This is a genomic window from Nocardiopsis sp. CNS-639 (assembly GCF_000381685.1).
In the GTDB taxonomy this organism is placed as follows: Bacteria; Actinomycetota; Actinomycetes; order Streptosporangiales; family Streptosporangiaceae; genus Nocardiopsis; species Nocardiopsis dassonvillei.
This window is the reverse complement of the sequence record NZ_KB906860.1, coordinates 177,397-197,049: the sequence shown is the minus strand read 5'-3', so window position 1 is coordinate 197,049 and position 19,653 is coordinate 177,397. Positions and strand designations below refer to the sequence as shown.

The 19,653-nt window shown below is 67.1% G+C and carries 20 protein-coding genes; 19 read left to right on the top strand and 1 reads right to left on the bottom strand.

Translation table 11 applies throughout. From position 1 onward, the window contains the following. The first annotated feature begins 37 nt into the window (after positions 1-37). The 4 genes from G011_RS0113550 to G011_RS0113540 all read left to right on the top strand — a co-directional run bounded on the left by G011_RS0113550 (position 38) and on the right by G011_RS0113540 (position 3,321). Entirely contained in the window at positions 38-814 is a 777-nt protein-coding gene (locus G011_RS0113550) for an RNA ligase family protein (protein WP_019608938.1), read from the top strand. A gap of 519 nt (positions 815-1,333) precedes the next feature. Next, positions 1,334-2,104: a hypothetical protein gene (locus G011_RS31745; RefSeq protein WP_155979769.1), complete on the top strand. Its 771-nt coding sequence runs from the start codon at positions 1,334-1,336 to the stop codon at positions 2,102-2,104. Positions 2,105-2,372: 268 nt separating this feature from the next. Next, a complete protein-coding gene (locus G011_RS31740; protein WP_155979768.1) occupies positions 2,373-2,690 on the top strand; it encodes a hypothetical protein in 318 nt (105 codons plus the stop codon). A 133-nt stretch (positions 2,691-2,823) separates the two neighbouring features. Further along, entirely contained in the window at positions 2,824-3,321 is a 498-nt protein-coding gene (locus G011_RS0113540; RefSeq protein ID WP_019608936.1) for a helix-turn-helix transcriptional regulator, read from the top strand. A 662-nt stretch (positions 3,322-3,983) separates the two neighbouring features. On the opposite strand, the gene G011_RS0113535 is transcribed toward G011_RS0113540, so the two are convergent. Beyond that, a complete protein-coding gene (locus tag G011_RS0113535; protein ID WP_019608935.1) occupies positions 3,984-4,865 on the bottom strand; it encodes a helix-turn-helix domain-containing protein in 882 nt (293 codons plus the stop codon). A 147-nt stretch (positions 4,866-5,012) separates the two neighbouring features. Here G011_RS0113535 and G011_RS0113530 point away from each other — a divergent pair, with 147 nt between their 5' ends. The 15 genes from G011_RS0113530 (at position 5,013) to G011_RS29825 (ending at position 19,601) form a co-directional block, all read left to right on the top strand. Further along, on the top strand, positions 5,013-5,846 hold the full coding sequence (locus G011_RS0113530) for an SDR family NAD(P)-dependent oxidoreductase (protein ID WP_019608934.1): 834 nt from the start codon (positions 5,013-5,015) through the stop codon (positions 5,844-5,846). 56 nt (positions 5,847-5,902) lie between these two features. Then, the gene (locus tag G011_RS0113525) at positions 5,903-6,631 is read left to right on the top strand and encodes a dihydrofolate reductase family protein (RefSeq protein ID WP_026338279.1); all 729 of its coding nucleotides are present in this window, start codon (positions 5,903-5,905) and stop codon (positions 6,629-6,631) included. A 9-nt stretch (positions 6,632-6,640) separates the two neighbouring features. Further along, entirely contained in the window at positions 6,641-7,078 is a 438-nt protein-coding gene (locus tag G011_RS0113520; protein WP_019608932.1) for a cupin domain-containing protein, read from the top strand. Further along, on the top strand, positions 7,075-7,932 hold the full coding sequence (locus tag G011_RS0113515) for an aldo/keto reductase (protein ID WP_019608931.1): 858 nt from the start codon (positions 7,075-7,077) through the stop codon (positions 7,930-7,932). The genes G011_RS0113520 and G011_RS0113515 overlap by 4 nt, the downstream gene beginning before the upstream one ends. A 14-nt stretch (positions 7,933-7,946) precedes the next feature. After that, positions 7,947-8,270 carry a carboxymuconolactone decarboxylase family protein gene (locus tag G011_RS0113510; protein WP_019608930.1) on the top strand — a complete coding sequence of 108 codons (324 nt, stop codon included), beginning with the start codon at positions 7,947-7,949 and terminating at the stop codon, positions 8,268-8,270. Between the two features lie 92 nt (positions 8,271-8,362). Continuing rightward, on the top strand, positions 8,363-9,298 hold the full coding sequence (locus tag G011_RS0113505) for an alpha/beta hydrolase (RefSeq protein WP_019608929.1): 936 nt from the start codon (positions 8,363-8,365) through the stop codon (positions 9,296-9,298). A gap of 107 nt (positions 9,299-9,405) precedes the next feature. Next, positions 9,406-10,392 (top strand): zinc-binding dehydrogenase, encoded by a 987-nt coding sequence (locus G011_RS0113500; protein WP_026338278.1) that lies wholly within the window; start codon positions 9,406-9,408, stop codon positions 10,390-10,392. Between the two features lie 681 nt (positions 10,393-11,073). After that, on the top strand, positions 11,074-11,868 hold the full coding sequence (locus G011_RS0113490; protein WP_019608926.1) for a hypothetical protein: 795 nt from the start codon (positions 11,074-11,076) through the stop codon (positions 11,866-11,868). A 71-nt stretch (positions 11,869-11,939) separates the two neighbouring features. Then, positions 11,940-12,230 carry a hypothetical protein gene (locus G011_RS0113485; protein ID WP_017562668.1) on the top strand — a complete coding sequence of 97 codons (291 nt, stop codon included), beginning with the start codon at positions 11,940-11,942 and terminating at the stop codon, positions 12,228-12,230. Continuing rightward, a complete protein-coding gene (locus G011_RS0113480) occupies positions 12,227-13,135 on the top strand; it encodes a conjugal transfer protein (protein ID WP_231391452.1) in 909 nt (302 codons plus the stop codon). The genes G011_RS0113485 and G011_RS0113480 overlap by 4 nt, the downstream gene beginning before the upstream one ends. Positions 13,136-13,187: 52 nt before the next feature. After that, positions 13,188-13,463, top strand: a complete 276-nt coding sequence (locus tag G011_RS0113475; protein WP_019608924.1) for a hypothetical protein — start codon at positions 13,188-13,190, stop codon at positions 13,461-13,463. Beyond that, complete coding sequence (locus G011_RS0113470) at positions 13,460-13,999, top strand: TcpE family conjugal transfer membrane protein (RefSeq protein ID WP_019608923.1); 540 nt, start codon at positions 13,460-13,462, stop codon at positions 13,997-13,999. Before G011_RS0113475 ends, G011_RS0113470 begins: the two co-directional genes overlap by 4 nt. After that, on the top strand, positions 13,999-16,497 hold the full coding sequence (locus tag G011_RS0113465; RefSeq protein ID WP_019608922.1) for an ATP-binding protein: 2,499 nt from the start codon (positions 13,999-14,001) through the stop codon (positions 16,495-16,497). The genes G011_RS0113470 and G011_RS0113465 overlap by 1 nt, the downstream gene beginning before the upstream one ends. 9 nt (positions 16,498-16,506) lie before the next feature. After that, a complete protein-coding gene (locus G011_RS0113460; protein ID WP_026338277.1) occupies positions 16,507-18,504 on the top strand; it encodes a type IV secretion system protein in 1,998 nt (665 codons plus the stop codon). After that, positions 18,504-19,601 carry a C40 family peptidase gene (locus tag G011_RS29825; protein ID WP_019608921.1) on the top strand — a complete coding sequence of 366 codons (1,098 nt, stop codon included), beginning with the start codon at positions 18,504-18,506 and terminating at the stop codon, positions 19,599-19,601. Before G011_RS0113460 ends, G011_RS29825 begins: the two co-directional genes overlap by 1 nt. The last annotated feature ends 52 nt before the right edge of the window (positions 19,602-19,653 follow it).

Here is a 19,653-nt window from a genome sequence, read left to right as displayed (position 1 = left end):
ATAGTGAATTTGTCATTCAGTTCCCAGTGGAGGAAAAATGGATATGATGAGCCTTCTGGATATGGATACACTCAACTCGGCTACGAAGTACCCCAGTATCCCTACCTATCATGCTCGTGACCCCAAGAATGGTGCTCTCCTGGAGGAAGCTCTCAGTTTCAGTGGGGATGTGCACGTCTCAGAAAAAATCGACGGAGTCAACTCCCGTATCGCGGTGCTCCCGAGCGGTGGCTACGTGATCGGAAGCCGCGAAGATCTTCTGTACGCCTCAGGCGACGTGCTCGCTAATCCGGCTCACGGCATCGTCGACGCGCTACGCGCATTCGCCGGACAAATCCCCCGCCACAGACGCGACGTCTTGGTCTTCTTCGGAGAGGTCTATGGTGGCCACAAGGCCACTCGGGCCTCGCCCCAGTACACGGGCGCGGGTGCGGTCGGATACCGGATGTTCGATGTCGCCATCATCCCCGTCGAGGTGCTTTTCTGGTCCCTGCCGCGTATCTCGCAGTGGCGGGACACCGGTGGCCAGCACTTCCTCAGCGAGCAGGAACTCTCCCATGTTGCTGACCGCGAGGGAGTGGACCTCACCCCCCGGCTTGCCACTGTCGACTCCGCCGAGCTGCCGACCAGTGTCGAAGGGATGAACGCCTTCTTGGCCGGGTGCCTGCCCACAACTCTTGCGGCCTTGGACGAGGGTGGTGGTGCAAGCCCCGAAGGCGTCGTGCTCCGCTCGGCGGACCGGTCTGTGATCGCCAAGGCGCGCTTTCAGGACTACACGCGCACCTTGAAGCACCGGGCCAAGAAGGGCGGATGAACCGCTTCTGAACGGGGCGGCGGCTTTTGGGCCGCCGCCCCGTTCAGGCTACGGCCCCTACGGGCCCAAGCCCATCCCCGACGCTCACAACGCTCTAGCCTGCTCAGCTGAGGTGGGAGAGCACCTCAGGGATGGGTGATCGACGAGCACGTTCTACCCACCAGGAACTTAACGCCGAACGCGGCCGTCTAGATCTGAGCGCGATTTTTGCGCAACAGCTCACTCTCGAAGGGGCGATTGAACAAGCGCCCGGAAGCGGACTAGCCATTCCGGTGATGTATGGTCAGGGTTTCGCCCAAAAACACTGCGACGAGTTAAGTGTTCCTGCAGGCCGTAAGTGTTGACGGTGCGTGTTATGGGTCCATTCTGAGAGATTCGCTCACGACGGAAGCGAAGGGGGTCAGTCTTCGCGATGTACGCAGAATGATCCGACTCTATAATAACGTCGTGGTGGAATGGCTCATCCACCACCCTTGGTTGAATGACGGAAATGTATCGCTAACAGTGGGGTGATTTCATATGAACTCGATCGAAGCAAAGAGCTCGAACAAGGATGAGTCTAACAAGCCTCTCTATGCTCCCGAGTGGATCAGAGTCGGCCAGGCGTGGCAGTGTTCCTGGTGGGGGGAGACCTTTCACCTGGCTCGGGAAAAAGAGGACCTGTGGTTCCTGTACCGCGCTCCCTCGTTGCTGCTGCCCGATGAGTTCCGTGCGAGTTGTCGCATGGGCTGTGTGGGGAGGGATCTGGGAGTGGCTCAATGGAGGGCTGCCTGTATCCTCAATGAATACTTGTGCTTCGGGAATTTCTATCAACGTTTTCGAGAGGCTCCGGTGCTTTTTTCTGAACTCCAAAGGCGCCTGTCGCAGGCACCCCAAGTTTCGAGCTCAACCACTCTGCAGGATGAGGTGTTCGAGTACTACCACCGGGCCGCCCAAGACTTGGTGTCAGAGCCCCATCCAGGGAGGGGATTGCGGCAGCAGTGCGCCCAGATCACGTTCGCGCACGTGCAACTTCTGCTTCAACAAATTCCTGACGCCAAGCTAATGCCGCAAGCGAGCGCCTGGCCCAGTGATGTCTGGTTCACCATGGGCGGGGCCGTGCCTTTGGTGGGAAAAGTGAGGTTTATTCCAGCGGGATCTCACAGTTGCTACGCGCCCTGGGTAGTGCGTATGACTTCGAATGATCCATCTTCGGCTTTTGCTGAATTCGTGGAGCGGCAGTTGGTCACCTCGGCCGCACTGAAGCCTGCCATCGTTCATCTGTCTGAGAAGTTGCGCAGCCAGTCTTGATTATTCGTGAGGGATGTGGCTGTCAAAAATCTCAACGCAAGGAAATTGCTTTTGATGCGCGGAAGTAGAGAGCCTTGAATTCTATGCTCCCCAGTAATTAAAGCGGTGCGCTTCTGCTCATGGTAGCCGGGGTCGAGGAAAGGTCTTCTGGTGGGCTGTGGGCAAGGCTCAGGAAAATCAAAGCGAGACGCCTGTCGATGTGCCTTGTAGGGTATCTTGGCCGATGCGAGCGAGCTCCACTCCAGAGGCCAAGAAGATAAGGGATGGCATGCACACCGAGTTGAAGCTGGTCCAAAAGCATCTTCGGGACGTGCTCGTCCAAGCGCATCCTCAACGCCAACGACGCTCCAGTCTGCTCAGCCGAGATGGGGAAACACACCCGGCATGGGTGTTCGACGAGCGCGCCCTGCTGGCCCAAGCCATCAACACCGAACGTGGCCATCGCGGGCTGAGCGAGATCACTCCCGCAGCGGTGCGTGACCTGGAGTCAACTGCGCTGGGACACATCGACTACGCGGACAAGCTCACCTGGAGGGGAGCTGAACTCGCCTGCGGCCTAGCAGAGCCGCACCCCGCACTGGGCTGAGGCGGCGGCCTCACCGACCAGCTTGTATGAGGCCCTGAGATCCTGTGGCTGCGTGGTCCTCCTGTGCCCTCGATAGAATGCGTCTTGCGCAGATGCCTGGTAATCGGGATGGGTGCAGACGAGCGGAGCGAGCGTGGGCAGCAGGAACGGGGCACAAGGATGGCTTCCCCGCGCCCTCACTCAAGCTCGCAAGGCTGCAGGGATCTCCCAGACTGACCTGGCCAAGCGGCTGAAGATCAGCCGCCAGATGATCGTGCGCTACGAGACTGAGGGCGGCGCAGCGCCTGCAGCGGAGAAACTGCGTCCGCTCGCCAAGGAACTGGGCACTGCGCCCTCCGCTTTCATCGACCCCCAAGCGCAGGGCATGGCTGTCCTACGTGCTCGTGTAGGGCTTTCTCAACAGCAGGTGGCCGAGCAGCTAAGCACCGAGCTGCCCTTGCAGGCTTACCGCGGGGTCGAATCCGGGCGTGTCGCTCGTCTGCGGTCCATCGATGCCCAGGCCCTGGCCGAGGTCTTCGGCGTCACAGCAGAGGTCGTTCGGGCCGCCCACGAGCACGATCTGGCCCGTATACGCCAGAACGCTACGGCTCCGCAAAGCCTCGCCAGGGATACCGCTGCTACCCAGATCTGAGTTCACACCGGCAGTGTTCGACTGACATGTGCAGTTGAGATCGCCATGGCTGTAGTCGCGCGCATTCGGGCTTTGACCTGCGCAAACCACCCTGAGTCCCATGCTGTCCGGCGTCAGTGGACTTGATCCGACAGGATTCCTTGGCCAGCAGCGGATCATCTATCCCAGCTTGGTCATGCGCAGGGGTCCGCCAATCGATCTGCTCTTTTTCGTCACCCGGGCCCTGATCGGGCCTTCTCATCGGCTGTGGGCCCATACCCGGGATTCTGAAGGCCCCAGGCCGTCTCCGACCTCGGTCCGCCACAGGGCTCGGAGAACGCTGATTCGTTGAAAGCTCTGCTCGACCTGGCCACAGCAAGAGGAGAGGTTCCGCGGCCTTGGACCCTGACGGCCACCCCGGTGAGCGGGTGGCAACCTCTTCGTCGTTCCGCTCTGCTCGGTCGGTGGTTCCTGAGCGCCGACCGAGCCCAGGAGCCGAGCCCGAGCCACGGGCACAGCGCTCCGGCCCGTCTTGGTGTGCCTGCTGTGCCCTCGCCTACCCGCAGACCGTTCCATTGCCCTCGACGGCCGGAGCTGCCTGCGCCCGCGCGCCAGGGTCGTTCCCGGCACCCCGTTGCCTGTTGAAAGGACCGGGAGTCCTGCACGCCACCTGGGGGCGGTGCTCAGGTGTGGGTCGACTCACCGCGGCCCCCTTCTGCGGTCTCGGTGTTCTGCGCCCATGAGGAGAGGATGCGGAGAGCTTCGTGGGTGGGGCTGCCTGGCGGCGCCGTCCAGATCACGAGCTGCTGTTCGGAATCATGGGCTTCGACGAGGGTGTCCCAGTCAAGAACGAGTTCTCCGGCCACCCTGTGGTGGAGAGTTTTGGTGCCGGTGGTCAGGCTGGCAACGTTGCGGGCGGCCCACCACTGGGCGAACTGGGCGTCGGTCACCGACAGCTCTCCGACCAGCGCCGTGAGTCGGGGGTCGTCGGGGTACTTGGCCGCTTCCATCCGCAGCTGGGCGACGGCGGTCCTCGCGACCGGCTCCCAGTCCCTGTAGAGGGTGCGCATGGCGGGATCGGTGAACAGGATCCGCACGTAGTTGCGGTGTTTGGGCGACACCTGGCCGAAGTCGGTGATCATCGCCGCGGCGAGTCGGTTCCAGGCCAGGATGTCCATGCGTCGTCCGAGCACGATCGCCGGCGTCGCGGCGAGGTCGTCCAGGAGCCGCTGGAGCTGAGGCTTGACCTTCTGCACCGTCTGCCGCGGGGCACGGGTCGAGAGCTTCCCGGCCAGGCTGAACATGTACTGGCGCTGGTCCTCGTCCAGCTTGAGCACCTCAGCGAGGGTGCCCAGGACCGGTGCCGAGACCTGGATGCGTCCCTGCTCGATGCGGGTGTAGTAGTCGGTGCTGATCGACGCCAGCTGCGCGACCTCTTCGCGGCGGAGTCCGGCGACGCGACGGGGGCCGGCGCTGTCGGGCAGGCCAGCCTCGCGCGGGGTCAGCTCGGCGCGGCGGGCCTTGAGGAAAATGCCGAGCTCGTTCTGGTTCGCATGGCGTGTCATGCATCCATTCTCCCCGCACAGCACCCTTCCGTGAGGGGGAGGAATTCCTCCCGGGATGATTCCTTCCTCTGCACACGGGCGAGGCGGCGTCCCAGCATGGAACCAAGGACATCGCGTTGAGCGCCGTAGAGAAGGAGACGAAACACGATGAGCAAGGTCATTGTGCTGACCGGTGCGGGCCGCGGCCTCGGCACCCAGATCGCCCGCGAAGCTCTCGCTGCTGGCCACCGGGTCGTCGCCACCGCCCGTAACGCCGACAAGGTCACCCAGCTGCTCGGCGAGCACGAGAACCTGCTGGCCGCGTCACTGGACATCACCGAGCCCGACGACGCCGAGGCGGTCTTCCACGCGGCGGTGGAGCGGTTCGGCCGCATCGACGTGCTGCTGAACAACGCCGCCGCCTTCCAGGCGGGGTATTTCGAGGAGATCTCAGATGCCGCGATGCGCGCTCAGGTGGAGACGAACCTGTTCGGCCCGATGAACGTCACCCGCGCCGTGCTTCCGGTGATGCGCAGGCAGCGCTCCGGGCACATCATGACCATCACGTCGCTGGCCGGGATCATCGGTCAGGAGTTCTGCGTCGCCTACGCGACCACGAAGTTCGGGCTCGAGGGCTGGATGGAGTCGCTGCGCTTCGACCTGGAGCCCTTTGGTATCAGGACGACGATCGTGGAGCCGGGCTTCTTCCGCACCGAGCTGCTCGAGGAGGCCTCGACGCAGTGGGCCGACCTGTCCATCGAGGACTATGCGCAGCGCACCGCTGAGACGAAGGCGGGCTGGCAGTCGATGAACGGCCAGCAGGCCGGCGACCCGGTCAAGCTCGCCAAGGCCCTCATCGCCGTCGCCGAGCTGGCGGAGCCGCCGCTGCGGTTCGTGGCCGGCAACGACGCGATCCCCGCCGTGGCCGACAAGGGCCGGCAGATCACCGCGCAGGCCGAAGCATCCCGGGAACTCGGTTTCGGCCTCGACATCCAGGAGTGATCCGGCTGGCCGAGCGGCCGCACAGCAACGACCACAGCGAACGGCAAGGAGCAGACTTGACGAAACCTTACGTGTTCTGCCACATGATGACCTCTCTCGACGGGAAGATCATCGGCAACTACATGCGCACACCGCAGGCCGCCGACGCGGGGAAGGTGTTCTACGAGCTCGCGTTCGGCGAGGACCCGCACTACCGGCACCAGGGGTGGCTGTCGGGGCGCATCACGACCGATGACAACTTCACCCACTACCGCGAGCCGGTTCTGGACGAGGGTGTGCCGCAGGTGCCCGAGGGCGACTTCGTCGCCGTGGCCGACGCGGAGAAGTACTACGTCTCCATCGACCCGTCCGGCAGGCTCGGCTGGGACAGCCCTGACCTGACCTATCAGACCACCACGGCGCACGTGCTCGAGGTCCTCACCGGTAAGGCGTCGAACGCGTATAAGGCGTTCCTGCGCGAGCTGGGCATCTCCTACGTCATCGTCGGAGACGCGGAGGTGGACTTCGACCTCCTGCTCGACAAGCTCGCCGCCCTGTTCGGGATCGAGACGCTCATGCTCGGTGGCGGAGGGGTCCTGAACTGGTCGTTCATCCAGGCGGGCCTGTGCGACGAGATCAGCGTCGTCATCGCGCCGGTCGCCGACGGCGACTCCGACAGCCCGGCCCTGTTCGAGACGGCCGGCCGCGCCTCGGATGAGCCGCGGGGTTTCGAGCTGCAGTCGGTCCAGACCCGGGACGGCGGCAGCGTGTGGCTGCGGTACACGGTCAACAGCGATCAGAGCTGAGGAGAGGCCATGAACGAGAACGCATTCGAGCAGATCTTCCCGCTCGGGGAGCCCAACGACGCCTACGCCCAGTACTTCACCGGGCAGTCCTACCTGGCCCCGCTCACCTCAGGGAGCGTGCCGGTGAGCAACGTGTCCTTCGAGCCGGGTTGTCGCAACAACTGGCACATCCACCACGGAACCGCGGGCGGCGGTGACCAGATCCTGTTGTGCACGGCCGGCTCGGGCTGGTACCAGGCCGACGGCGAGGAGCCGGTCAGCATGGAGCCCGGAACGGTGGTCCGGGTCCCGGCCGGCACGAAGCACTGGCACGGGGCGAAGGCGGACTCGTGGTTCTCCCACCTCGCTTTCGTCACCCCCGGCGGGGACGTCAGCAACGAATGGCTGGAGCCGGTCGCCGATGAGGTGTACGGACAGCTGCCCACGAAGAACGGAAGTGAAGCATGACCATCCTGAACGAGACCTACACCCTGGCAGGCGGCGTCGAGATCCCCAAGCTGGGGCTCGGCACCTGGTTCATCGACGACGACAAGGCGGCCCAGGCGGTCCGCGACGCGGTCGCCATCGGCTACCGCAACATCGACACCGCCCAGGCCTACGGTAACGAGCAAGGGGTCGGCGAGGGCGTCCGCACCGCGGGCGTGGCCCGCTCGGAGCTGTTCGTGTCCACCAAGCTCGCCGCCGAGATCAAGGACTACGACGGCGCGGTCGCCGCGATCGACCAGTCGCTCGAGCTCATGGGCCTGGACCACATCGACCTGATGCTCATCCACGCCCCGCAGCCGTGGGACGACTTCCGCGGAGGCGACTACGCCCAGGGCAACCGCGAGGCCTGGCGGGCCCTGGAGGACGCGCACAAGGCGGGCAAGCTGCGGTCGATCGGCGTCTCCAACTTCCTGCAGGAAGACCTGGAGAACATCCTCGACTCCGCCACCGTGGCACCGCACGTGAACCAGCTGCTCGCCCATGTCGGCAACACGCCCGCCGAGCTGATCGCCTACTGCCGGGCCCAGGGCATCCTCGTCGAGGCCTACTCGCCGATCGCGCACGGCGAGATGCTGAAGAACGCCGAGGTCGCGGCGATGGCGGAGAAGTACGGCGTGACCGTCCCGCAGCTGTGCATCCGCTACACCCTGCAGCTGGGCACGGTGTCGCTGCCGAAGACCGCCAACCCCGACCACATGCGCTCCAACGCGCAGGTCGACTTCGTCATCTCCGAGGCGGACATGTCCGCGCTCCGTGGGATGGACGCGCGCGACTACGGCGAGCACAGCGCCTTCCCCGTCTACTCGGGCAAATGAGAGGAGAAACGACCATGGCTGAGAACGTGACGGCGGGCCGCGACACCTTCGGGGATTTCGCACCGACGTTCGCCGAGCTCAACGACGACGTCCTGTTCGGACAGGTCTGGTCTCGCCAGGAGCAGCTCTCAGCACGGGATCGCAGCATCGTCACCGTGACCGCGATCATGGCCGGCGGCGTGCTCACCCCTGCCCTGCAGGGCCACATCGAACGCGCCAAGGCCAACGGGGTCACGGCCGAGGAGATGGCCGAGATCCTCACCCACGCGGCGTTCTACGCCGGCTGGCCCAAGGCCTGGACCGCGATGAGCATGGCCCAGGGCGTCTACACCGACTGACACCGGCCGCGAAGCCCCGACTCTTGGGCACGGCGCGGGCCCGCGGACCGGCCGAACCGATCATCCACGAGGACCAAGGAAGACGTACACCGATGGACAACTACATCTTCGATCTCGACGAGAACGTCACCCGCACCCCGGTGACCTACCACAACCGGTACGGCATCCGGATCGCCGCAGACCTGTACACGCCCAAGGAGTTCGACGAGAACATCGAGCACCCGGCGCTGATCATCGGCGCACCCTACGGCGGCGTGAAGGAGCAGAGCGCGGGCCTGTACGCACAGATCCTCGCCCAGCGCGGCTTCGTCGCCCTCACGTTCGACCCGTCCTTCAACGGGTACAGCGGCGGCGAGCCCCGGCACGTGTCCTCCCCGGAGATCTTCGTCGAGGACTTCCACGCCGGCGTCGACTACCTCGGTACCCGGGCCTTCATCGACCGGGAGAGGATCGGCACGATCGGCCTCTGCGGATCGGGAGGCTTCGCGCTCAGCGCCGCCCAGGTCGACCCGCGGATCAAGGCGATCGCGACGGTGTCGATGTATGACATCTCCCGCATGCAGCTGGAGAGCATCACCGGCTCCGACGAGGCCCGCACGCAGGCCCTCGCGGCGATCGCCGAGCAGCGCTACGCCGACTTCGAAGCGGCTGCTCCGGTGCTCACCGGCCGGGGTGCCGCGATCGGCTTCGACGAGAACACCCACCCGGTCGCCCGCGAGTTCGGCGAGTTCTACTCCACCCCGCGCGGCTACCACCACAACGCGCTCAGCCAGTTCACCGTCACGAGCACACCGTCGTTCGTGAACTTCCCGCTGCTGGAGCACATCGAGTGGATCTCCCCCCGTCCGATCCTGTTCATCGCCGGCGACCAGGCGCATTCGCTGTACTTCAGCGAGGACGCCTACGCCGCCGCGGCGCAGCCCAAGGAGCTGCTGACCGTGCCGGGCGCGAACCACGTCGATCTGTACGACAAGACCGACCTGATCCCCTTCGACAAGCTCACGACGTTCTTCACCGAGAACCTCTGAGCCGTCCTGTCCCCTCCGAGGCCGCGCCGTCCCTGCGATGCGGCCTCGGAATCAGTCGGGGGCGCGGGAACCGATAGCACACGAGAGACGAGCAGAGAGATCCGCGAATGACTGACACGATGCGCGCCCTGGTCTCAGGGCGCGGACCCGACTGGGTCCTGGCCGAGGTGTCGATCCCGGAGCCCGGCCCAGGCCAGGTGCTGGTCCGCAACCGGGCGTCGGCGACCAACAACGCCGACCTGTCCATGCTCGCCGGAGCTGATCCCACCAGCGGCGGCACCGGCGAGGAGTTCGTCGCCGGCTTCGAGTACGCCGGGGAGATCGCCGCCCTCGGCATTGACGCCGGCGACTGGAGGGTGGGCGACCCCGTCATGGGCACCTACCCGTCCTCGTTCGCCGACTACCTCGTCGCGGACCACCGCTTCGTGCTGCCCCGGCCCGAAGGCCTCGAGCCGGAGGTGGCGTGCGCCCTGCCGACGGCGCTGCTGACCGAGTTCGGCGCGCTCACCGTGGCGGGGTTCCAGGCCGGGCAGAGCGTGCTCATCACCGGTGCCTCGGCGGGTATCGGCCTGATCGGGGTCCAGATCGCGCGAGTACTCGGTGCGTCGCAGGTCATCGCGACCACCCGCAGCGCCGACAAGCGCGATCTGCTCACCTCCCTGGGGGCGGACACGGTCCTCCTGAGTGAGAACGAAGAACTCACCGAGGCCGTGCTGGCCGCGACACAGGGCGTCGGCGCGGATGTGGTGCTCGACCACGTCGCGGGCCAAACCTTCGCCCGTTGCCTGCCCGCGACGGCTGAGGACGGCCATGTCGTCAACATCGGTCGTCTGGCCGGCCCCGAGTCCGGAATCGACCTCGACGCACTGTCCTACCGCCACCTCACCGTTCACGGTGTCTCCTACGGGTTCTCCCGCGATTGGGAGACGGTCCCCATTCTCCAAGGGCTGCTGCCCGAGGTGCTGCCCGCCGTCGCACGCGGGCAGATCCACCCGATTATCGACCGCACGGTGGATATCACCGACTTTGCCCGAGCCGCACAGCGGCTCCGGAGTGGTGAGGCCGTGGGCAAGATCGTGCTGTCCTTCACCTAGGAAGCCCGTGTACAGGCGAGCGGACGGGGCCGTTCGCAGGATGGGGATACGGCAGGGGCAGGAGAAGGGGCGTCCGATGACAGCCACGTACACCGGACGCCCCTGGTGGTGAGCGTCCGCTGCGAGCGGCCCCTGACCGACGGAAACCGGTGCTCGGCCCGCTCGGGGTCTCGTGCCGCTGCCCCCGTCCCTGTGGTCCCGCTCGTTGTGGCGGCGGTCGGTCGTCAACGGTGCCCGGACATCGGTCTCGCTCTGCGCGGTGTTCGACCCGGAATCAGGGGCCGTGAAAACGGACCGGCGGCACGCACTCAAAGGGGTATTGGGCCCTGCTCCAGAGGCAGACGTTCCTCGGTGCCATCAGGGGCGAGGAAGACGACCTCGAACCTCATCGGTGCCTCGGCCTCCCGCACCCCGTGCCCAGGCTGCATCCGTACCGCTTTCAGGTGCTCACTGCCAGCGTGGATCAACCCTATCGGCGCAGGCGTGGTCAGGGGGCCAAAACGACTGACGCGGCAGATCAACTACCTACCGACAGATCAAACGCACTGACGCCGGACACATGCGGGGCTTGGCGAGCTCCCACATTGATCGTTATGTCGGCGTGACAATCGGCAGCCCGAGTCGGCAAACCCTCTTCCCTGAAGTGGCACCCACAGCAACCGCCCTATCCAGGGAGAGCACGTGGGTATTGCCAGCAACGCGAACCGCACCATCACCATCGTCGACGGCCTCCAGCAGGAGTGGGATCAGCTGTGCGCCGATGAACAGGCACAGGCCCAGGTGCAGACGTGGTCGGCCTGCGACATGCGCCTGCGCGGGGCCAACAGTCTGCGCGACCTTCAGGACCGTGCATCCGGTCCCATCACGCCTGAGACCGATCTGTTCTTCCGAGCGCTGCTCGACTACGCCTCGGAGTCCGGTCCCGAGGGAGACCTGGCCGCACGTGTCCTGCTGCAGCTGATGATCGGCCGCGTCATCCACACATCACGGGCCATGGTCAACCTCATCAGTGACATCGAAGAGCGCACCCAGCTTGCCACGGTGGCTCTGTACGAAGTCATCCGCACCTGCCCCAGGGACAAGGCGCGCTACCTGCCTCCGCACCTGGCGTGGACGGCGCACAAGCGCGCACTGTCCCTGGCTCAGGTCGGGGTCACGGAGATTCCGATCGGCGCGTTTGGCGTGGAGACCGTGCCGCTGCACACCGAGGAGCAACTGCACCCGAGCGAGGAGCTGGTGCAGGTCCTGGCCTGGTCGGTCGCCGAAGGCGTCATCAGCGCGGGTGATGCCGCGCTGCTTGCCCGCCGGTACGGCGAGGAGTCTCCGGGCCGCGAGGCCTGGGCCAGCCTGGCTGACTCCCACACCGTTGCCGACCAGGCGGGCATCAGCCTGGGTGCCATGCGCCAGCGATGCAGCCGCGCCACCCGCAAGATCGCTCGTGTCTCGGGTCGCTACCTCGCACAACAGATCCGCTGAACTCTGTCACAGGCCTCGCTTTCAGCGGCTTGTACTTGTGACGCCATCCCACCGACCTGACGAGGATCTGCATGCATGACTTCGAAGCCGACCCCGAGCCCGACTTCCTGTTCACCGACGGTCTGAACCTGCTGACCGACGACGAGCGCATCGTTGGGCTTGCACATCTGACCCTGATGCCGATCCTGCAGACCCTCCAGGACAACCCCTTCAACGCCCGCGCCATCGCGGAACTACGCGAGTATCTGGACTTTCAGGCTGATGAGGCCCTTGGCGCCTTCACCCGTCTGTGCGATCTCGGCCCCGTCCACCTGTCCAACCGCCTTGCCGAACTGCACGCGGAGGTAGAGGAGGAAGGGTGAAGCAGACGCCCCCCGCAGAGCCGACACCATCAACACGGGAGCCGTGGTTCACCCCGCACGTGTCCCGGACCGCCCGGACCATCCTGGTCCAGATCGTTGTCTGGCTTGCCGTCCTCAGCGGCCCGGCGGCCCTGTTTGTACAGGTCACCCGGGGCGGACCAGCTGTACCAGAGGTCGGACCAGAACGGTCCGCCCAGGACACGGACTTCTCAGCCCTGGCGGTGGCGGGGTGGGCTGAGCGCGTCATCACCGCCTACGTGGAAGGAGACCTCGACACCGTACGGCTGGCTTTTCCCACCATCAGCGACCGCCAGCTCGAAGCCCTGCCCGCCCCGGCCGCCGCGCCCACCCGCGCCAGCACCGTGGCCGTCGAGCAGACCGCTGAACAGGAGTGGGCTGTCACAGTGGCCGTCTACCCCCGCCGGGAAGACCCCGCCGCTCCGGCAGTACGCCACCTACAGCTAACGGTCCACGGCGCCGACACCGCTTGGGCGGCCCTGACCCTGCCCACGGAAGTGGGCGCCTGGGGGCCTGGCGACCTGCCTGAGCTGGCCTATGCCTCACGCCGACTGGCTGATTCAGCGCTCACCGAGGCGGTGCGGGGCTGGGCTGCGGCCTACCTGGTCGCAGATGGAGAGCTGGACCGCTACCTGGCACCGCAGACGACCATTGCGCCGATCACCATGGCGCACACCGCGGTCGAGGTCGACGGCGTCTACCCGGCCCAGGAGGACGAGGACACCGCGAGTGCACCCCCGGGCGATGGAGACACCGTCTCCGTCCTGGTGGACTTGTCGGTCACCACCACAGGCGGACAGACCTGGCCGATGAGCTACGCCCTGGAACTGACCTCGCGCAGCCAGCGCTGGGAGATCAGCGCCGTAGCCACCCCACCCCTGACCTAGACACCACACCACTCATCACGGTTTGCCCACCACCGACACGTGGAGGTCACCCATGCCCGAAACCACCCTCCAGGCAGGCGTCCTGGACTGGTACGACACCAAGCTCGCCGAGGTCACCGCCCTGGTCACCCCGACCCTGTGGATCATCGGCGTCTTCGTCGTCCTGGCCGCCTACGTCATGTACCGGTCCTGGAAACGGGCCGCCATCGCCGCGCTGGGCATGGCGATCATCATCGCCCTGGTCAACAACGTCGAGGGCATCGCCGGCCTGTTCGAGGGCGAAGTCGAAGCCGCCGCGCCCGCCACCGTTGAGCACACGCTGGCGTGACCCACCAGGAAGGGGCGCCCGACCAGCACACGCTGGTGGGGCGCTCCTACACCCGGGCCCGCCGCCACCCCTGGGTCATCGGCCGCATCCAGGGCTGGACCCTGCCGTTGGGACCTTTCAGCGCCACACAGCTCGGCGTCCTGGTCCTCTCGCTGTGGCTGCTCATCCAGACCGCACCCCTGTGGACCCGGCTCGGCCCCCTCGCAGTGGTGCCCATCGCTGTGCCGTTCGCCGCGACCTGGGCGGTGCGCCACGCACAGATCGAAGGCCGCACCCCACTGCGTGCCCTGGGCGGCTACCTGGCCCTGTACACCGCCCCCCGGCGCGGCACCCTGCACGGCCGCCCCGTCCCCACACCCGACCTCATCCGACTGAGCGGAGTGATCACCATCGCGCCCACACCCGAGCACCACACCGCCGGCACTGATCGGGAGAGCGAAGAGGCTCCGCGGTGGGCGACCCGCCCCCGCGCCACCACCCTGCGCGACCTACTCGCCGCTCCCACACCCACCGAGGAACCTGAGAAGGAGGGCTGATGCAGATCCCCATCCAGCACATCATCGGCAACCTCGCCTGGACCACCAGCGGCCAGGTGTGGGGGCTGTGGCGGGTGACGCCGAGTCCCTACCTGCATGCCAGCCCGCGCGCCCGTGCGGAGCTGCACGCCCAGACCACCAACTTGCTCAAGCGCTTGAGCGGTGAGCCGATGCTGCTGTCGCTGTGCGCCCAGACCGCCGCGGCTGACGTGGCCGAGGCGATGGTGGAGGGTGTGGACCTGGACGCCCACCCGGAGTGGGCCGAGGTCACCGAAGCCACCCTGGACTGGCTCGACGACATCGCGCTGACTGAGCGCACCCACTGGTTGGCCCTGCCCCTGCCCGCGGATCGTCCCGCGCTGGAACTGCGCTCCCTGGCCACCGCCGCCGCTTCCACCCTGGCTGCCCTGCTGGGGGTGCGTCCCCAGGCGCCGTCGTCGGCGCAGGTGCGCTCCTATCTGACCAAAGCTGAGCGGCTCAACAGGCAGATGACCGGTCAGCCCGTCATCCGCCCCGCCACCCCGGCGGAGATCATGTGGGTGCTGGCCCACTCGGTCCGGCGCGGGATCGCCGAACCCCTGCTGGCCGACACCGTCCACGCCGACCGCCACCTGGGCGCCTCACGCCTGTGGAACGGGCGGTTGCGCGGACCTTCTCTGGCCGGGCTGGGGGAAGTACGGCTGGTCGAGGGCGGTAAACCCGACGGCACGCGACGGGTGTCGCTGCGCCGCCGGTGGCTGCAGGTGGAAACCGCTCAAGGCGTCGCTTACCAGGCCTTCCTCGGGTTGGTGGAGATGCCGACGACCTTTGTCTTCCCCGGCAGTGAGTGGCTGGCCTCCATCGACCGCTTCCCGATGCCGGTGGACTGGTGCTCGCGGCTGCGGATCGTGTCCAACGCCGAGGCCGACGCCAAGACCAAACGCAAGGCCCGTGAGCTGTCCGCGCAGGTGGAGGAGTACGACGGTGACACCTCCGGCCCACCGCAGACCCTCTTCGACGCCGCCGCGGACCTGGACGATGAGCGCACCCGCCTGCAAGGGTCACGCACCGAGGTGGAGATCCAGTCCGCCACGGTGTTGTGCGTATGGGGTGAGACCCCGGAGGAGGTGGACCGCTACGCCGAGCTGCTGCACCACTCCCTGTCGGCAGCCGAGTACCAGCTGATGCGTCCCGTGGGCGGCCAGCGCGCGTTGTGGGCCAGCATGCTCCCCGGCGCCCCCGTCCCCAGCGTGCTGGCCGAGTGCACCCAGTTCCAGCTGGCCAGCGACTACGCCATGGCCATGCCCTGGGCCTCGACCGAGGTCGGCGACCCCACCGGTTCCCTGCTGGGCATCTCCCTGGACGGCGGCACCGCACGGCCGGTTCTGGTGGACCTGGCCCGCGCCCCACGCCAGGACGCCAGCGCCTCCCTGGGCGTGGTCGGTGAGCTCGGCGCCGGCAAGTCCGTTCTGCTCAAGGCCCTCCAGATCGGGCTGGTCGACCGCGGGGACCGCGTCATCGCCATCGACCGCACCCCCCTGGGCGAATGGGCGAAGTTCGCTGCCGAAGCCGCCCCGGACCGGCACCAGATCATCCGGGCCGACGCTGAGGCGAGCATCTGCCTGGACCCGCTGCGGGTCTTCGACGGAGCCGTTGGAGCCCGCTACGCCAAGAGCTACCTGACCTTGCAGCTGGGCGTGCCCGCCATGTCCACCGGCGGCCTGGCCCTGGCCCAGGCCGTGGACGCCGTGGCCGCCAGCCCACACCCGCACATGGGCGCCGTGATCACCGAACTGGAAAGGATCGCCGATGAGGAAGAAGGACACACCGACCGCGCCGAGAAAGCGCGAGAACTGGCTGGCCTCCTCGCTGCAGTCGCCCAGGACCGGCTCGGCCGACTGGTCTTTGGCGACCTTCCGCCTCTACGGCTCGACGACGACTCCGCGGCCTTCACCGTTTTCCACACCAGCGGTCTGACTCTGCCCACACGCGAGGTCTTCACCTCCGAGTGGCACATGCAGCGCCAGCCGTTGGAGACGCTCATCGGGCGGGCGGTGCTCTATCTGGTGGCGGCCGTGGCCCGGGAGATGGCTTTCACCGACTCGCGCTTCACCGCCATCGCGCTGGACGAATGCCACTGGCTCACCAGCAGCACAGAGGGCACCGACTTGGTCCTGGAGTTGGTGCGTGATGGGCGCAAGCACGCCGCGGGCGCGATGCTCGGCTCCCACGACCCCACGGATTTCGGCGACGAGATCGTCCAAGGACTGCTGTCCACCAAGGTCGTCCTGCGCCACCGCGACGTGACCCTGGCCCGCAAAGCCCTGTCCTTCCTGGGCCTGGACCCCGACGACCAAGCGATGGTCGACCTGGTCACCACCGACCTGTCACCCACGGGAGATCCCACTCGCAAGGGCGAAGCCCTGCTGGCCGACACCCGAAGGCGGATCGGCCGCATCCAGGTCCTCATCCCGCCCGTGGAGCGCATCCAGACCTCGATCCTGACCACACCCACCTAGGAACCGGCCATGTTCACGCTCCGCCGCTGGGGGCGGGCCGCCGTCCTGGTGCTGGCCGCCGTGCTGGTGGTGCTCACCCCCAGCGCCGCGGCAGCCGAACCCACCCCCGAACCCCCCGAGGGCCTGCTCGCCCCCTTCACCTTCACCGACCCGCACGGCGTCCCGCTGGACCACTACGACATCACCGCCGACACCGGCGGCATGTCCGACTGGGACCTCAAACTCCAGCTCTGGCTGACCAACGGCCTGATGACGATGAACCGGCTCATCATCGGCGCCTGTAGCTGGCTGCTCAACTGGGCCTTCGAGTTCCAGCTAGCTCAGCTGATCACCGAGCCCATGCGCGAGATCGGCCAGACCTACCAGAGCGCCATCATCGACCGCCTGGACCTGGGCGGTGTGCTCCTGCTACTGGGAGCGGCCTGGTGCGGCGTACAGATGATGCGCGGACGCGTGTCCCTGGGCGCCGGAGAACTCGCCGTCACCCTCATCATCAGCGCGCTGGCCGCCACGGTGCTGGCCCGCCCCGCCGACCTGCTGCTGGGCGAGGACGGGCTGCTCATGCACACCCGCGACACCGCCATGGCCCTGACCTCGGTCACCCTCACCCACGGCGCATCAACCTCCACCGACCCCGCCCAGGCCGCCGAACCTTTGACCACCGCGCTGGTCGACGTGCTCATCGTCCAACCCCACCAAGCCCTGAACTACGGGATGGTCCTCGACGAAGGCCACACATGCTGGGAGGCCTACCGCGAGATCGTTCAGACCGGCCCCTGGGGGGACGAGGAGACCCCGCGCGAGCTGATGAACGACGCCGGATGCCAAGACCTGGCCGAGTACAACGCCGACCCCACCGTCGACCGCCTCTTCGGCGCACTCCTTCTGCTGGGCGCGACCTTCATCGTCAGCCTGCTCATCCTGCTGCTGGTGTGCGCCCTGCTCATCGCGGTCCTGGCCATGGGCCTGCACGTGGTGCTGTGCCCCCTCGCCCTGGTCGCCGCACTCCTGCCCGGCGGCGGCCGACAACTCCTCTGGCGCTGGATCGGCGGCGTCGTCAAAAGCCTGCTCAGCATCTTGGCGGTGTGCGTGTTCATCGCCATCTTCACCCTGCTCATCAGCGGCCTGATGAGCGCGGGCGAACACATGCCGCTGGTGGCACGCTTCGCCCTGCTCGACATCGTCGCCCTGGGCGGGCTCATCTACCACCGCAAACTGTTGTCGGCAGGCAACCGTGCCAGTCAGCGCCTGTCCCGCCGCCTGGAAACCGCCCGCATGGGCGGCGCGCGCGGACGCGGCTGGCTCGGCCCCGGCGGCTCCGCGCCCACCCTGGCGAGCATGACGCGCGATGCCCGCTCCGAAGTACGCCGAGTCACCGCCCCAGTCCAGCGCACCGCGGCCATCGCCACCCGCGCCTGGAAGGGCAGCAGACCCGGCAAGCCCGCACCCCCCGGGGCGGGCAGGCTCCAACAACGCATGAACCAGACCCGGGGCGGGCGCATCGCCTGGCGAGCCGGCAAGGCCGCAGCCCTGGTCGGCAAGGTCGCCGTGGGCAGCACCGTGGGCGCCCCCATCGCCCTGCCCAAGGCCACCCGCGCGGTCAAGGCCGCCGCCACCGCCCGCTCGGCCTACACCAAGGCCAAACTGGCCGGCAAAGTCACCTCGGCAGCCCGCACCGGCAAGGCCCTTGCCGACGCCTGGCACCAGACCCCGCCTGTGCGCGCGGTGCGCTCCTCCCTGGCCGCCGACGCTGATGCCACCCGTACCCGGGCCCACATCCAGCGACGCCACAACGACGCACTCAAGTACGACGTCGGCAACACCGCCCGGCACGTCGGCAAACCCGAATCGGCAACCCCGGCAAGCCCCGACGCGGACCCGCCGCAGGAGTTTGCCGGTTCTCCGGAAGGCGACCTGGTGCCCCTGCCCGGGCCCTCGGCCCGCCTGCGCGGTCAGATCCGCGCCCACATGCGCCGACGCGGCCCCAACGGACGAGACGGGGAGTGATGAGTGTGGACAGCAAGAAGGTCTGGATCATCGCCGCCGTGCTCTTCCTGCTCCTGGGCGGCGCAGGGCTGGTGCCGATGATCGCGCTTATCGCCATGACCGCCACCACCCACAGCGGACAGGCCGCTCCAGAAGAGGTGGAGGGCATTCCCGCGGTCATGCTCGACGCCTACCAACAGGCGGTGGACGACCTCGACGAACACGCCCCCGATTGTGAGGGGATGACCTGGGCCGTCCTGGCGGGCGTGGGCAAGATCGAATCCCACCACGCCGCAGGCTCAACCATCGCCGAGGACGGGACCATCACCCCGCCCATCATCGGCCCCACCCTGGACGGCTCCGGCGCGGGCGGCAACACCACACCCCACACCGACACCGACGGTGGTGAATGGGACGGCGACACCGAGTTCGACGCCGCGGTGGGACCGATGCAGTTCATCCCCGCCACGTGGGAGTCGGTCGGCATCACCGCTCGTGCGGGAGCGGAGCCCGACCCGCACAACGCCTACGACGCCGCCCTGACGGCTGCGGTCTACTTGTGCGGGGACCAGCCCACCGACCTGTCCGACGAAGAGGCTCTCACCGGCGCTCTATGGCGCTACAACCAGTCCGAGGTCTATGCCGCCGATGTCACCGGGTGGATCGATACCTACGCCCAGATGAGCGAACCCGACCAGACCGTGGCCCGCAGCGGCAGTCAGGAGGCCATCATCACCGCGGCCGAGGACTGGCTGGGCACCCCCTACCTGTGGGGCGGCGCCTGCCGCAACCTGGCCACGGATCGGTGTGACTGCTCCAGCCTCACCCGCTACGCCTACGACCACGGCGCCGGAATCGACATCCCCCGCACCACCTACGACCAGGTCCAACTCCCCGACACCCGTCCCGAGGACTTTGTGCGCATCGACCGCGTCGAAGACCTGCGGCCCGGGGACATGCTCTTCTTCGGCTCCGCCCCGCCCTGGGGCATCACCCACGTGGGCCTGTACATCGACCAGAACCGCATGCTCGAAGCCCCCCGCACCGGCCTGGACGTGCGCATCGCCGAGGGATGGCAGCAGCGGACCACCTACTACGGCGCGGTGGGACTTCGCTGAGACCATCCTGGCCAGGGCCCTTACGAGAAGGAGCGTTCGGCTCCTGCGCCTG